The following is a 13982-nucleotide window of genomic DNA, read 5'->3' as shown; positions in this document are numbered from 1 at the left end:
GTCCGGCGCATGTCCGGCGGCGGCACGGGCGCGCGAGTGGTCGGGAGGGCGTCCTCAGTCGTCCTCGTCGTTGGGCTCGTCCGGGTCCCCGGTCGGGTAGGCCGGGAACGCGACGACGCCCCCGCCCCACTCGATGGCGCGGACCGTCGCCGCCTGCAGCGCCTCCGCGGCGAACTCCCGCACCGGGCCCGACTCGGCGGCGCCCGCCACCTCCAGGTACGCCTGCGCCGAGGTGTTCTCCATGCCCTGCGCGAACCCGGCCAGCTCCTCGCGCCCGTCGGAATCGGGCAGCGTGTAGGCCGCCTCCGGGGGCGCGGGCACCGCGTCCAGCTCCACCAGCTCCTCGCGCACCGTGTCCCGCTGCGCCCGGTGGGCGTCCAGGTGCCGCGCGGCCCGGTCGCGCTCACCGTCCCGGCCGCGCGCCCCGATGAACCCGTACCCGTACACCGCGGCGTGCTCGGCCCGCAGCGCCTTCTGCAGCGCCGCGACCTCGGCCGTGGCCTCCTCATCCGAGGGCGTCGGCGACGCCCCGCCGGTCCCGCTCATCCGACCTCCTCACCGAGCCTGTGCGCATGGGCGGCCTCGCAGGCGCCGATGGAGGCGACCAGCTGGGCCAGCGCCGGGTCCTCGGCGTCGGCGCACTGCCGGGAGCGCGCGCCCGCGGACGCCTCCTCCGCGGTGCGCAGCCCCGCCGCGTCCACCGGCCCGTCCCCGACCGGGGAGGGGGAGGGCGAGGCGTCCGGGGCCCCGGGGTCGGTCCGCGTCCGGTCCTCGTCGGGCAGGCGCTCCCGCAGCGCGCCCAGGTGCTCCTCGTGGTGCACCAGGAAGGACTCCAGCAGCTCCGCCGGACCCTCGTCGGCGGCCAGCGCCGCCCGGTAGCGTGCGATCATCCTCTCCTTGCCGGCGACCGCCCCGCGCAGAACGCGCTCGTCGGGCCCGGTCTCGCTCGGATACCAGCGGCCGCCCCGGCAGCCGCTCGCCCACACCGCCGCGACCGCCAGGACCGAGGCCAGGGCCGTGCGGCGGGTGACGGGGATCCCGGCCACGCCGTGCCTCGCGCCCAAATCCGCCCTCCTTCGCCGTCGTCGCCGTGCGCCGCCAATCCTTCCATGCACCGGGGGTGGGGCCGCGCGATGCGGCGGTGTGGCGCCCGCCGTGTTCCGGTCCGCTTCCCCTCGTGCGGAGGAGCTCCGCGAACGCGTGGGGCCTCGGGACCGCGCGGATTGCCTGGAGAGGCCGCGGTTGTGGATACCCTTGGAGGCCCAACCGCACTCGCAGCGACGTGCGGAAGACTTTTGTGCACAGCTGGACCGCCCCGGCGCCCGACCGGGACCGGGCGGAATTCCCGAGGAGGAACGCAGATGGGGGCGCAGGCTCGCCAGGACCGCTTGGCCGCCCTGCTCGAGCCGGTACTGGCCGAGGCCGGACTGGACCTGGAGGCCGTGGAGGTCGTACCGGCCGGCAAGCGGCGCCTGCTGCGCGTCGTCGTCGACTCCGACGACGGCGTCGACATGGACGCGGTCGGCACGGTCAGCCAGGACGTCTCGGCGGCGCTGGACGCGTCCGACGTGATGGGCAGCGCCCCCTACGTGCTCGAAGTGACCTCCCCCGGCGTGGACCGGCCGCTGACCCTCCCCCGCCACTGGCGCCGCTCCCGCGGACGCCTGGTGCAGGCCCGGCTCGCCGACGGAGGCGAGGTCACCGGGCGCGTGGTGGAGGCCGGCGACGACGGCGTGGTGCTCGAGACGGCCGGCGCGGAGCAGGCCGAGTACCGCTACGCCGACCTCGAACGGGGCAGGGTCCAGGTGGAATTCCGCCGCCAGGCCGACGACGACGCCGCGGCGGACTAGAGGGGGAGCCCCGTGGATATCGACATGAGCGTCCTGCGCAGCTTGGAGCGCGAGAAGGACATCTCGGTGGACCTGGTCGTCAAGGCGATCGAGGACGCCCTGCTGATCGCCTACCACCGGCAGGAAGGGACCGAGGCCTCCGTACGGGTCGAGCTGGACCGCTCCACCGGGCACGTGATCGTGTGGGCCTCCGAGACCGACGAGGAGACCGGGCAGGCCCGCGAGTACGACGCCACGCCCACCGGCTTCGGGCGCATCGCCACCTCCACCGCCAAGCAGGTCATCCTGCAGCGGCTGCGCGACGCCGAGGACGAGCTGACCCTGGGCGAGTACGCCGGGCGCGAGTACGAGGTGGTCTCCGGCATCATCCAGCAGGGCAGGGACCCGCGGAACGTGCTGGTGGACCTGGGGCGGGTGGAGGCCATCCTGCCCCCGCAGGAGCAGGTGCCCGGTGAGGACTACGGGCACGGCGAGCGGCTGCGCGCCTACGTGGTGCAGGTCCGCAAGGGCCACCGCGGCCCCTCGGTCACCCTCTCGCGCACCCACCCCAACCTGGTGCGCAAGCTCTTCGAGCTGGAGGTGCCCGAGATCGCGGACGGCACCGTGGAGATCGCGGCCATCGCGCGCGAGGCCGGGCACCGCACCAAGATGGCGGTGCGCTCCAACAAGCCGGGGGTCAACGCCAAGGGCGCCTGCATCGGCCCGCTGGGCAGCCGGGTGCGCAACGTCATGGCCGAGCTCAACGGGGAGAAGATCGACATCGTCGACCACTCCGAGGACCCGGCCGTGTTCGTGGGCAACGCGCTGTCCCCGGCCCGGGTCGACCGGGTCGAGGTGATCGACGCCGCGGCCAAGGTGGCCCGGGTGACCGTGCCCGACTACCAGCAGTCCCTGGCCATCGGCAAGGAGGGCCAGAACGCCCGGCTGGCCGCCCGGCTCACCGGGTGGCGGATCGACATCCGCTCGGACGTGCCCGGCGCCGAGCCGATGGAAGGTGCGACGCACGGCCCGGACGGCCCAGAGGACGGCCTGGACGATGCCGGAGCGCGCTAGAATCGGGGAAAGCGGCCGGCGTCCCCCCGTACGCACCTGCGTGGGGTGCCGGTCTCGGGCGGCTCAGTCCGACCTGGTACGTCTGGTGGCCGACGGCGCCCTGGTGACCCCCGATCCCGACCGGCGGGCGCCGGGACGGGGCGCCTACCTCCACCCCGACCCCGCATGCCGGGCGTCGGCGGAGCGGCGCGGAGCGTGGCAGCGGGCCTTCCGGGTCCGTGCACGGCTCGACGCCTCCCGCGTGGCCGCCTACTTCTCCGGCGGTCCGCGCGTTGGAGACGGCGACCGTTCCGGATAGGGTTGGAATGATCACGTCGGCACCGCGGTTGTACCGAACAGGCGTCGGCGGGTCTTGCTATGCCGGGACACCGGCGTAACTGACCCATTGTTGTGTAACGACGAGGAAGCGGGTCGAGATTGCGATGAGCGCTCGATGAGTACGCAGCGATGAGTACGTCAAGCTAGCGACGGTCCGGCACAGCGCATGTCCCGGACCGAGTAGAGGAGAGCAGTGGCGAAGGTCCGGGTGTACGAGCTCGCTAAGGAGCTCGGAGTTGAGAGCAAGGTCGTCATGGCCAAGCTCCAGGAGTTGGGAGAGTTCGTCCGTTCGGCGTCCTCGACGATCGAGGCGCCGGTCGTGCGCAAGCTCACCGACGAGCTGAAGCCGGGCTCCGCCGGCAAGAAGGGCGGCTCCAAGCCGTCCGCCCCGGAGTCCAAGCCGCGTCCGCGCGGCGAGTCCGCACCGGGAGGGGGAGAGGCCGCCAGGCCCGCGGCCCCCAAGCCCGGTCCCAAGCCGGGCCCCAAGCCCGGCCCGCGCCCCGGTGCGCCGAGCGCCGAGGCCCCGAAGGAGGCTCCGCAGGAGGCCCCGAAGGCCGAGGCTCCCAAGGCAGAGGCCCCGAAGCCGGGCCCCAAGCCCGCCCCCAAGCAGAACGGCGGCGGAACCGGCGGCGGCCAGGCCGCCCCCAAGCCCGGTCCCAAGCCGGGCCCCAAGAGCGAGCGCGGCGGCGCGCCCAAGCCCGGCCCCAAGCCGGGTCCGCGCCCCTCCGGCCCGCGCCCCGGTAACAACCCGTTCTCGACCCAGGCCACCGGCATGGGCTCCGCCAAGCCGGGCCCGCGCCAGGGCGGCCAGGGCGGTGCGCGTCCCGGTGGCGGCCAGGGCGGTCCGCGACCGGGCGGCGGCCAGGGCTCGCCGCGTCCGCAGGCGCCGCGCCCCGGCGGCCAGGGCGGTCCCCGCCCCGGCGGCGGCCAGGGTGCCCCGCGTCCGGGCGGCGGCCAGGGCGCTCCGCGTCCCGGCGGCGGCCAGGGCGGTCCCCGCCCCAAGCCGGGTCCGCCCTCCAGCGGTCCGCGCCCCAGCCCGATGAACATGCCGGCCTCCCGGCCCACCCCGCCCGCGGGCGCGGGTCGCGGTGCGGGCGGCGGTGGCGGCCGCGGGCGCCCCGGTGGTGGCGGCGGTGGCCCCCGTCCCGGTGGCGGCGGCGGTCCGCGTCCGGGCAGCGGCGGCTTCGGCGGCCCGCGTCCCGGGGGCTTCGGAGGCCGTCCGGGCGGCGGTCGCGGCCGCGGCGGCACGGCGGGCGCCTTCGGGCGTCCCGGCGGCCCGCGCGGGCGCTCCCGCAAGTCGAAGAAGATGCGGCGTCAGGAGTTCAACGACCTGGGCGCCCCGTCCTTCGGCGGCGTGAAGATCCCCAGCGGCAACAACAAGACCATCCGTCTGTCCCGCGGCGCCTCGCTCGCCGACTTCGGGGACAAGATCGAGGTCAACCCCGCGTCGCTGGTCCAGGTCATGATGCACCTGGGCGAGATGGTGACCGCGACCCAGTCGCTGCCCGACGAGGCGCTGCAGCTGCTCGGCGAGGAGCTGAAGTACCGGGTCGAGGTCGTCAGCCCCGAGGACGAGGACCGCGAGCTGCTGGAGTCGTTCTCCATCGAGTTCGGCGAGGACGCCGGCACCGACGAGGACCTGCGTCCGCGTCCGCCGGTGGTCACCGTCATGGGCCACGTCGACCACGGTAAGACCAGGCTGCTCGACACGGTGCGCAACAGCAACGTGATCGGCGGCGAGGCCGGCGGCATCACCCAGCACATCGGTGCCTACCAGGTCTCCACCCGGGTGGACGAGGAAGACCGCAAGATCACCTTCATCGACACCCCGGGCCACGAGGCGTTCACCGCCATGCGTGCCCGCGGTGCCCAGGCCACCGACATCGCGGTGCTGGTGGTCGCGGCCGACGACGGCGTCAAGCCGCAGACGGCCGAGGCCATCGACCACGCCAAGGCGGCCGACGTGCCGGTCGTGGTGGCGGTGAACAAGATCGACGTCGAAGGCGCCGACCCGCAGCGCGTCCGGGCCCAGCTCACCGAGTACGGCCTGGTCGCCGAGGAGTTCGGCGGCGACGTGCAGTTCGTCGACATCTCCGCCCTGAGGGGCGAGAACATCGACGCCCTGCTGGAGTCGATCGTGCTGACCTCCGACGCGGCGCTGGACCTGCGGGCCAACCCGGGGATGGAGGCCCAGGGCCTGGCGATCGAGGCCTACCTCGACCGCGGGCGCGGCTCCACCGCCACCGTGCTGGTGCAGCGCGGCACGCTGAACGTGGGCGACTCGATCGTCTGCGGCGACGCCTACGGGCGCGTGCGGGCCATGCTGGACGAGAACGGCCGCAACGTCGAGAGCGCCGAGCCCTCGCGGCCGGTCCAGGTGCTGGGCCTGACCAACGTGCCCAGCGCCGGCGACAGCTTCCTGGTGGTCAAGGACGACCGGGTCGCGCGCCAGATCGCCCAGCAGCGCGAGGCGCGCGAGCGCTTCGCCCAGCAGGCCAAGGCCACCCGCCGGGTCACCCTGGACAACTGGCAGAAGACCCTGGAGGAGGGGGAGCGCACCGAGCTGCCCCTGCTCATCAAGGGTGACATGTCCGGTTCCGTGGAGGCCCTGGAGGAGTCGCTGCTCAAGATCGACGCGGGCGGCGACGAGGTCGGCATCCGCATCGTCGGCCGCGGTGTCGGTGCGATCACGCAGAACGACATCAACCTGGCGTCGACGTCGGAGGCGATCATCATCGGCTTCAACGTCCGGCCGGAGGGCAAGAACAGCCAGCTCGCCGACCGCATGGGCGTCGACATCCGCTACTACTCGGTCATCTACCAGGCGATCGAGGAAGTGGAAGCGGCCGTCAAGGGCCTGCTCAAGCCGATCTACGAGGAGGCGACCCTGGGCACCGCGGAGATCCGCGAGGTCTTCAAGGTCCCCAAGATCGGCAACGTCGCCGGTTCGATCGTCCGCAGCGGCATCATCCGGCGCAACGCCAAGGCGCGGCTCATCCGCGACGGGGTGGTCGTCTCCGACAACCTCAACGTGGACTCGCTGCGCCGGTTCAAGGACGATGCCACCGAGGTCCGCGATGGATACGAGTGCGGTATCGGCCTGGGTCTCAACGACCTCCGCGTCGAGGACGTGATCGAGGTCTACGAGATGCGCGAGAAGCCGCGCGACTGACGAGGCGGTACGGGGCCCCGCTCCGGCGGGGCCCCGGCCCCCGTCCCACCACCCCTCGACGGCCCGCCACTCCGTCATGTGGCATGTGATGACATCCAGATCGCGCAACGCGAGGAACCGCGCCCGGAGCGGCGCCTACGTGGGGTCCCTGACCCTGGACATCCTGCTGGGCGACGTCCGCTCGCTGAAGCAGAAGCGGTCGGTGGTCCGGCCCATCGTGGCCGAGATCCAGCGCCGCTTCTCCGTCTCGGTCGCCGAGACCGGGGAGCAGGACCTGTACCGCCGCTCCGAGATCGGGATCGCCGTCGTGGCCTCGACGGCCGCGCACTGCTCCGAGGTGCTCGACACCTGCGAGCGCATGGTGGCCGGACGGCCAGAGATCGAGCTGCTCTCCGCGAGGCGGCGGCTCTTCGGTCCAGAGGAGGAATGACGACCATGGTGGACGCCGCACGCGCGCGCAAGCTCGCCGACCGCATCCAGAAGATCGTGGCGGAGATGCTGGAGCGCCGGATCAAGGACCCGCGCCTGGGGTTCGTGACGGTGACCGACGCCCGGCTCACCAACGACCTGCGCGACGCCACGGTGTACTACACCGTCTTCGGCACCGACGAGGAGAAGGCCGGCACCGCCGCCGCGCTGGAGAGCGCCAAGGGCGTGATCCGCACCGAGGTGGGCCGGCAGACCGGGCTGCGGCACACCCCCAGCCTCACCTTCGAGGCCGACGAGGTGCAGGCCAACGCCCAGCACATCGAGGACCTGCTGGCCCAGGCGCGGGCCAGCGACGCCGAGGTGGCGCGCTCCGCCGCCGGGGCCAGCCCGGCGGGGGACCCCGACCCGTACAAGACCCCGCACGAGGACGAGGCCGAGTCGGCCGAGTAGCCGCCGCACCGACAGACTGAGGACCACCCGACCCATGACCGACAGCGGCGTCGCGATCGTCGACAAGCCGGCCGACTGGACCTCGCACGACGTGGTCGCCCGGGTCCGGCGGCTGGCCGGCACCCGCAAGGTGGGCCACGCCGGGACCCTGGACCCGATGGCCACCGGGGTGCTGGTGCTCGGCATCGGCAAGGGCACCAAGCTGCTGGGCCACCTGACCCTCACCGAGAAGGAGTACGAGGGCACGGTCCGGCTGGGCGCCACCACCAACACCGACGACGCCGAGGGCGAGGAGACCTCCCGCACCGACGCGAGCGGGGTCGCCGAGGAGGACGTGCGCGCCGCCGCGGCCGCGCTGACCGGCGAGATCATGCAGATCCCGCCGCAGGTCAGCGCGATCAAGGTGAACGGGCGCCGGGCCTACAAGTCGGCCCGCGCGGGGGAGTCGGTCGAGCTGAAGGCGCGGCCCGCCACGGTCGCGCAGTTCGCGGTGGACCGCGTGCGGCAGGCCGACGGCTTCGTCGACCTGGACGTGCGCGTCACCTGTTCCAGCGGCACCTACATCCGCGCGCTCGCCCGCGACATGGGCGAGGCGCTGGGCGTGGGCGGCCACCTCACCCGGCTGCGCCGCACCCGGGTGGGGCCCTACGGGCTGGAGCAGGCGCGCACGCTGGACGAGCTGGCCGAGGAATTCACCGCGCTGCCGCTGTCCCAGGCGGTGGCCGCGGCGTTCCCGGTGCGGGTGCTCAGCGAGGACGAGGCGCGCAAGGTCGCCCACGGCAACCGGATCGCGCCCAGTACCCTGGGGCCCGGGCCGATCGGCCTGTTCGCCCCGGACGGCGGGGTCGTGGCCCTGGCCGAGGACCGGCCCGGGTACAGCAAGCCCATCGTGGTGTTCGCCGGCTGAGCCGGTGGGGCCTGACCGGCGGGGTGTGGACCGGTGGGGCCCGAGCCGGCGCCCGGAGCGGGGATCCGGGGCGGTGAGCCGGTGAAGGGATCCGGTGCGGACGACCGCACCGGGCCCCGGAGCGAAGCCCGAACCGAGGAGGAGGGGCACGTGCCGCAGCAGGGGGAGACCGCCGGAGCGCGGGAGCTCGCCGCCCAGGGGCGGGTCGAGGAGGCCGCCGCGGCGCTGGGCCGCCCGCACCGGGTGGAGGGCGTGGTGGTGCACGGCGCCGCGCGCGGGCGTGAGCTGCTGGGGTTCCCCACGGCCAACCTGGACGTCACCGAGGGCGGAGAGGTCCCGGAGGACGGGGTCTACGCCGGGTGGCTGCTGCGCGCCGACCCGGACCGGGGCGCCGAGGCGCACTGGCCGGCCGCGATCTCGGTGGGCACCAACCCCACCTTCGAGGGCACCGAGCGCACGGTCGAGGCGTACGCGCTGGACCGCGACGACCTGGAGCTGTACGGGGAGAAGATGGCGGTGGACTTCGTGTACCGCATCCGCGGGCAGCGCCGCTTCTCCGACGTGAACGAGCTGATCGAGGCGATGCACGCCGACGTCGGACGCGCCCGCGAGATGATGGACACCGCGGAGAAGCCCGAGGCCTAGGGGGAGGGAGCGGGCCGCGTTGTTGATCTCGGGGGAGTCGGCCTTGTACCGGCCGGTACAAGGCCGACTCCCCCGAGATCAACAAAGGGCCTGCGTGCTCCCCGCACGTGCGGGGATGACCGGTCCATCTGCCCCCGCCCTCCCGCCTGCTCACGCGGCGGTCTTGGGCGGGGCGGATGTGCGTTAGACTCGTGGAGGCTGTTCAGCCCTGCCCTCCCCGCGTGGCGCGGGGGAGGAGGACGCCCGACCGGGGGCCGGCGCCGATGCGCCGCCCGAACGCGGGCCATCTGGGACGGTGACTGCTCGTACGCGCGGTCACCGCGGCCCGCCGCCGACCGAACGGAGTCAGGCGGCACACGCGTACCGAACCATCGACAAGGAGCACCTTTGGCGATCGACGCCGAGACCAAGAAGAAGATCGTCGCCGAGTACGGCACGGTCGAGGGCGACACGGGCTCGCCGGACGTCCAGGTGGCGCTGCTCACCCACCGGATCACCGAGCTGACCGAGCACCTGAAGTCGCACAAGCACGACCACCACAGCCGCCGCGGCCTGCTGCTGATGGTCGGCCGTCGCCGCCGCCTTCTGAAGTACATCCAGAAGAAGGACATCAACCGCTACCGCGAGCTCATCCAGCGCCTGGGCTTGCGCCGCTGAGCGGTCAGAAGAGAGGGAGTGGCCACGGCCGCTCCCTCTCTTAGTAGTGTGGATCTACCACATCTCGCCGTGGCCAGGCAGTATGGTCCATGGTGAGCGCAGGTTCACACCTGCGCCGACAAACGAATAAGCAGTGAAGGACAGCGCTCCCGCGCCCGCACCTCGGCCGCCGCGTCGAGGCCGGTCCTCGGTAGTGGCTCGCGGCCCGCCCTGAGGGGCTTGCCGCGGGCTTCGATCGAAGGCCGGCCGTCATGGGCCGGGCCCGCCGGAAAGAAGAACCGGCGCGCTCGGTACCGAGCATGACCCTCGGCGACGCAAGAGGACCCTCCGGGGCTCGGACGCGGGTGAGCGCACCCGATTTTCCGAACGAGGAGGACGCCCATGGAGGGCGCGTATTCCGCCGAGGCCGTGATCGACAACGGCCGCTTCGGCACCCGGACCATCCGGTTCGAGACGGGCCGCCTGGCCCAGCAGGCCGCCGGCTCCGCCGTGGCCTACCTTGACGACGACACGATGGTGCTCTCCGCCACCACCGCGTCCAAGCGGCCCAAGGACAACCTCGACTTCTTCCCGCTCACGGTGGACGTCGAGGAGCGCATGTACGCCGCCGGGCGCATCCCCGGCTCGTTCTTCCGCCGCGAGGGCCGGCCGTCCGAGGACGCCATCCTCACCTGCCGGCTGATCGACCGCCCGCTGCGCCCGTCGTTCAAGCACGGCCTGCGCAACGAGATCCAGGTCGTCGAGACGATCATGTCTCTGCACCCGGACCACCTCTACGACGTGGTCGCGATCAACGCCGCCTCGATGTCCACCCAGCTGGCCGGCCTGCCCTTCTCCGGGCCCATCGGCGGCGTGCGGGTGGCCCTGATCGAGGGCCAGTGGGTGGCCTTCCCGGCCCACTCGGAGCTGGCGAACGCCACCTTCGACATGGTCGTGGCCGGCCGTGTGCTCGACGACGGCGACGTCGCGATCATGATGGTCGAGGCCGAGTCGACCCCCGGCACCCTGAAGCTGGTCGCCGACGGCGCCGTCGGGCCCACCGAGCAGACGGTGGCCGAGGGCCTGGAGGCCGCCAAGCCCTTCATCAAGGTGCTGTGCCGGGCCCAGCAGGCCCTGGCCGAGCAGGCCGCCAAGCCGACCGGCGAGTTCCCGATCTTCCTCGACTACGAGGACGACGTCTATGCCGCGGTCGAGGGCCAGGTGCGCGAGGCGCTGGCCGAGGCGCTGACCATCGCCGACAAGCAGGACCGCGAGGCCCGGCTGGACGAGGTCAAGGCCCAGGCCGCCGAGAAGCTCGTCGAGGACTTCGAGGGCCGGGAGAAGGAGATCTCCGCGGCGTTCCGGTCGCTGACCAAGCAGCTCATGCGCGAGCGCGTGCTGCGCGACCAGGTCCGCATCGACGGGCGCGGCCCCAAGGACATCCGTCCGCTCAGCGCCGAGGTCGGCGTGGTGCCGCGGGTGCACGGCTCGGCCCTGTTCGAGCGCGGCGAGACCCAGATCCTGGGTGTCACCACGCTGAACATGCTGCGCATGGAGCAGATGGTCGACACGCTCAACCCCGAGCGGACCAAGCGCTACATGCACAACTACAACTTCCCGCCCTACTCCACCGGTGAGACCGGCCGGGTGGGCTCGCCCAAGCGCCGCGAGATCGGCCACGGCGCCCTGGCCGAGCGGGCCCTGCTCCCGGTACTGCCCTCGCGTGAGGAGTTCCCCTACGCGATCCGGCAGGTCTCCGAAGCGGTCAGCTCCAACGGGTCGACCTCGATGGGCTCGGTCTGCGCCTCGACCATGTCCCTGATGCAGGCCGGCGTGCCGCTCAAGGAGATGGTGTCCGGCATCGCGATGGGCCTGATCAGCGACGGCGACCGGTTCGTCACGCTGACCGACATCCTCGGCGCCGAGGACGCCTTCGGCGACATGGACTTCAAGGTCGCCGGCACCCGCGACCTCATCACCGCGCTGCAGCTGGACACCAAGCTCGACGGCATCCCCGCCGAGCAGCTGGCGGCCGCACTGCAGCAGGCCCGCGGCGCCCGCCTGGCCATCCTGGACGTGATGCAGGAGGCCATCGAGCGCCCCGCGGAGATGAGCCCGCACGCGCCGCGCATCCTGACCGTGAAGATCCCGGTGGAGAAGATCGGCGAGGTCATCGGCCCCAAGGGCAAGATGATCAACTCCATCCAGGAGGACACCGGCGCCGACATCACCATCGAGGACGACGGCACGATCTACATCGGCGCCGTCGACGGCCCCTCGGCCGAGGCCGCCCGGGACACCGTCAACAGCATCGCCAACCCGACGATGCCCGAGGTCGGCGACCGCTACCTGGGCACGGTCGTCAAGACCACCGCCTTCGGCGCGTTCGTGTCGCTGCTGCCCGGCAAGGACGGGCTGCTGCACATCTCGCAGATCCGCAAGCTGCACGGCGGCAAGCGGATCGAGAACCTCGAGGACGTGATCGGGATCGGTGAGAAGATCCAGGTCGAGATCCGCGAGATCGACGACCGCGGCAAGCTCTCGCTGGTGCCCGTCGAGGTCGTGGAGGCCGAGTCGGCCCCGGCCCCGGCCGCGGACGCCGACGAGTCCGCCGAGGACGGCGGCGAGGAGTCCGGCGACGGTGAGGGCGAGGGCGGCGCGCCGCGCCGTCGGCGCCGCAGCCGTGGGGCCCGCAGCAGCGAGAACACCTGACCGACCGAGCCCGGTACCGGGGCGGCCGCACCCTTCGGGGGCGGCCGCCCCGGCCGTTCGGCCCCCTCCACCGGCACCGACGGCCGCAGACCAGGGGGCGGTGCGGCTCTTCTCCGGGCCGGAGCAGAGGGCACCGCCCCTCGCGGGGCCGGTTCTCCGCTTCACCACCGACCGCCCACCGGACCGAAGGCGTGGGGCGGGCCGGCCATCGGCCCTGGAACCAGCCCCGCAACAGGCTCCGCACCGAATCCACTGATCCCGCCGACCCTGCCGCAGGCCGACCCGGACCGGCGTTCCGGCTCGAGTCGGCCCGAGCAGGCGCGGACGGCGGGATCAGCGCACCGTCTCCCGGTGCGCGGATTCGGCCGGAGCGGTGGGCGGACCCCTGCACTGCCCCGCTCTGCCGGGGCCCGCTTCCTCCCCGGTCTGAAGGCCGGGCCTCTTCGAAAGGAATCAGGTGAGCACTCCCTGCACCGCGGCCGAGCAGGACCCGGGCACCTCCCTCACCCTCCTGGAGCCCGCCGAGGGGTCCGGGCTGGTGCGCCGCACCGTCCTGCCCGGCGGACTGCGGGTGGTCAGCGAGGCCGTGCCCGGCATGCGCTCGGCGGCCTTCGGGATCTCGGCGACCACCGGCTCCCGGGACGAGGACGACGACCACGCCGGTGCCGCGCACTTCCTGGAGCACCTGCTGTTCAAGGGCACCGGGCGGCGGAGCGCGCTGGAGATCTCGGCGCTGCTGGACGGCGTGGGCGCCGACCACAACGCCTACACCACCAAGGAGCACACCAGCTACTACGCCAAGGTGCTCGACCGCGACCTGCCGCTGGCGGTCGACGTGGTCGGCGACATGGTGGCGAACTCGGTCCTGGACCCGGGGGAGGTGGAGACCGAGCGCGGGGTGATCCTCGAAGAGATCGCGATGTACGAGGACGAGCCGGGCGACCTGGTCGACGACGTCTTCGCCGCGCACTTCTACGCCGGCAGCGGGCTGGGGCGGCCCATCCTGGGCACCAACGACACCATCGGGCGCCTTCCCCGCGAGCGCATCGCCGAGCAGTACGCGCGCGCCTACCGGCCGTCGGAGCTGGTGGTGGCCGCCGCCGGCGGGCTGGAGCACGAGGCGGTGGTGGAGCTGGTCCGCGAGGCCTTCTCCGAGGTGCTGGCCCAGGCGCCCGACGCGGCCCCGGCCGCACCCCGCATCGGCGGCGCCCGGGTCCCGGTGCACCCCGGCACCGCGCTGTTGTCCCGCGAGACCGAGCAGGCGCACCTGATCCTGGGGTGCGAGGGGGTGAGCCGCACCGACCCGCGGTGGTACGCGGTGCGGGTGCTCGCCTCGGCGCTGGGCGGCGGCATGTCGTCGCGGCTCTTCCAGGAGGTCCGCGAGAGGCGCGGCCTGGCCTACGCGGTCCAGGCCTTCCACGGCGCCCACGCCGAGACCGGGGCGTTCCAGATCTACGCCGGGTGCCTGCCGGAGAAGATCGACGAGGTCCTCGGGGTGTGCCGGCAGGAGCTGGACGCGGCCGCCCGGGGCGGGCTCACCCCTGAGGAGATCGAGCGGGCCAAGGGCCAGATCAAGGGGTCGTGGGTGCTCGGCAGCGAGGGCTCCAGCGCCCGCATGGGGCGGCTGACCGCCCACGAGCTCGGCTATGCCAAGCACTACTCGCTGGACGAGGACCTGGCGCTGTTCGACGCGGTGACCACCGAGGAGGTGGCGCACGTGGCCGAGGAGCTGCTGTCCGGGGAGCACACGCTGGCCGTGATCGGCCCCTATGACCAGGGGCGCGAGTTCTAGGAGCGCGTCCGCCGCCCC

13 protein-coding genes are annotated in these 13982 nt (G+C 73.2%); 11 read left to right on the top strand and 2 right to left on the bottom strand.

The window, feature by feature from the left end:
* Positions 1–54: 54 nt before the first annotated feature.
* Together C892_RS0120290 and C892_RS0120285 are read right to left on the bottom strand one after the other, a co-directional pair.
* Positions 55–546, bottom strand: coding sequence for a ferritin-like domain-containing protein (locus tag C892_RS0120290; RefSeq protein ID WP_017558670.1), 492 nt, complete (start codon positions 544–546; stop codon positions 55–57).
* Positions 543–1046 (bottom strand): hypothetical protein, encoded by a 504-nt coding sequence (locus C892_RS0120285; protein WP_017558669.1) that lies wholly within the window; start codon positions 1044–1046, stop codon positions 543–545. Before C892_RS0120285 ends, C892_RS0120290 begins: the two co-directional genes overlap by 4 nt.
* Before the next feature lie 315 nt (positions 1047–1361).
* Between C892_RS0120285 and rimP the strand changes: the two genes are divergently transcribed.
* The 11 genes from rimP to C892_RS0120235 all read left to right on the top strand — a co-directional run bounded on the left by rimP (position 1362) and on the right by C892_RS0120235 (position 13964).
* Entirely contained in the window at positions 1362–1850 is a 489-nt protein-coding gene (gene rimP / locus C892_RS0120280; RefSeq protein ID WP_017558668.1) for a ribosome maturation factor RimP, read from the top strand.
* 24 nt (positions 1851–1874) lie between these two features.
* A complete protein-coding gene (gene nusA / locus C892_RS0120275) occupies positions 1875–2903 on the top strand; it encodes a transcription termination factor NusA (protein ID WP_017538996.1) in 1029 nt (342 codons plus the stop codon).
* A complete protein-coding gene (locus C892_RS30790; protein WP_051063578.1) occupies positions 2887–3201 on the top strand; it encodes a YlxR family protein in 315 nt (104 codons plus the stop codon). The genes nusA and C892_RS30790 overlap by 17 nt, the downstream gene beginning before the upstream one ends.
* Positions 3202–3414: 213 nt before the next feature.
* Positions 3415–6393: a translation initiation factor IF-2 gene (infB, locus tag C892_RS0120270; RefSeq protein ID WP_017558667.1), complete on the top strand. Its 2979-nt coding sequence runs from the start codon at positions 3415–3417 to the stop codon at positions 6391–6393.
* An 88-nt stretch (positions 6394–6481) separates the two neighbouring features.
* The gene (locus C892_RS0120265; protein ID WP_051060575.1) at positions 6482–6823 is read left to right on the top strand and encodes a DUF503 domain-containing protein; all 342 of its coding nucleotides are present in this window, start codon (positions 6482–6484) and stop codon (positions 6821–6823) included.
* Positions 6824–6828: 5 nt separating this feature from the next.
* A complete protein-coding gene (gene rbfA, locus C892_RS0120260) occupies positions 6829–7272 on the top strand; it encodes a 30S ribosome-binding factor RbfA (protein ID WP_026124512.1) in 444 nt (147 codons plus the stop codon).
* A 34-nt stretch (positions 7273–7306) separates the two neighbouring features.
* Positions 7307–8179, top strand: a complete 873-nt coding sequence (gene truB, locus C892_RS0120255) for a tRNA pseudouridine(55) synthase TruB (RefSeq protein WP_017558666.1) — start codon at positions 7307–7309, stop codon at positions 8177–8179.
* A 150-nt stretch (positions 8180–8329) separates the two neighbouring features.
* Positions 8330–8824, top strand: coding sequence for a riboflavin kinase (locus tag C892_RS0120250; RefSeq protein WP_040685530.1), 495 nt, complete (start codon positions 8330–8332; stop codon positions 8822–8824).
* 387 nt (positions 8825–9211) lie between these two features.
* Entirely contained in the window at positions 9212–9481 is a 270-nt protein-coding gene (rpsO, locus tag C892_RS0120245) for a 30S ribosomal protein S15 (RefSeq protein WP_017539003.1), read from the top strand.
* A 381-nt stretch (positions 9482–9862) separates the two neighbouring features.
* Positions 9863–12172, top strand: a complete 2310-nt coding sequence (locus tag C892_RS0120240; protein ID WP_017558664.1) for a polyribonucleotide nucleotidyltransferase — start codon at positions 9863–9865, stop codon at positions 12170–12172.
* Positions 12173–12629: 457 nt separating this feature from the next.
* A complete protein-coding gene (locus C892_RS0120235) occupies positions 12630–13964 on the top strand; it encodes a M16 family metallopeptidase (RefSeq protein ID WP_017558663.1) in 1335 nt (444 codons plus the stop codon).
* Positions 13965–13982 lie beyond the last annotated feature (18 nt).

Origin of the sequence: Nocardiopsis baichengensis YIM 90130 (genome assembly GCF_000341205.1) — a bacterium.
GTDB classification, from domain to species: Bacteria; Actinomycetota; Actinomycetes; order Streptosporangiales; family Streptosporangiaceae; genus Nocardiopsis_A; species Nocardiopsis_A halophila.
This window is presented reverse-complemented; position numbering and strand designations above follow the sequence as displayed.

What these genes read in the sequence shown, in the direction of transcription:
- C892_RS0120290 (WP_017558670.1), bottom strand. Translation starts at nt 546, where the DNA reads ATGAGCGGGACCGGCGGGGCGTCGCCGACGCCCTCGGATGAGGAGGCC.
- C892_RS0120240 (WP_017558664.1), top strand. Translation starts at nt 9,863, where the DNA reads ATGGAGGGCGCGTATTCCGCCGAGGCCGTGATCGACAACGGCCGCTTC.
- C892_RS0120265 (WP_051060575.1), top strand. Translation starts at nt 6,482, where the DNA reads ATGACATCCAGATCGCGCAACGCGAGGAACCGCGCCCGGAGCGGCGCC.
- rbfA (WP_026124512.1), top strand. Translation starts at nt 6,829, where the DNA reads ATGGTGGACGCCGCACGCGCGCGCAAGCTCGCCGACCGCATCCAGAAG.
- rimP (WP_017558668.1), top strand. Translation starts at nt 1,362, where the DNA reads ATGGGGGCGCAGGCTCGCCAGGACCGCTTGGCCGCCCTGCTCGAGCCG.
- truB (WP_017558666.1), top strand. Translation starts at nt 7,307, where the DNA reads ATGACCGACAGCGGCGTCGCGATCGTCGACAAGCCGGCCGACTGGACC.
- nusA (WP_017538996.1), top strand. Translation starts at nt 1,875, where the DNA reads ATGAGCGTCCTGCGCAGCTTGGAGCGCGAGAAGGACATCTCGGTGGAC.
- C892_RS30790 (WP_051063578.1), top strand. Translation starts at nt 2,887, where the DNA reads ATGCCGGAGCGCGCTAGAATCGGGGAAAGCGGCCGGCGTCCCCCCGTA.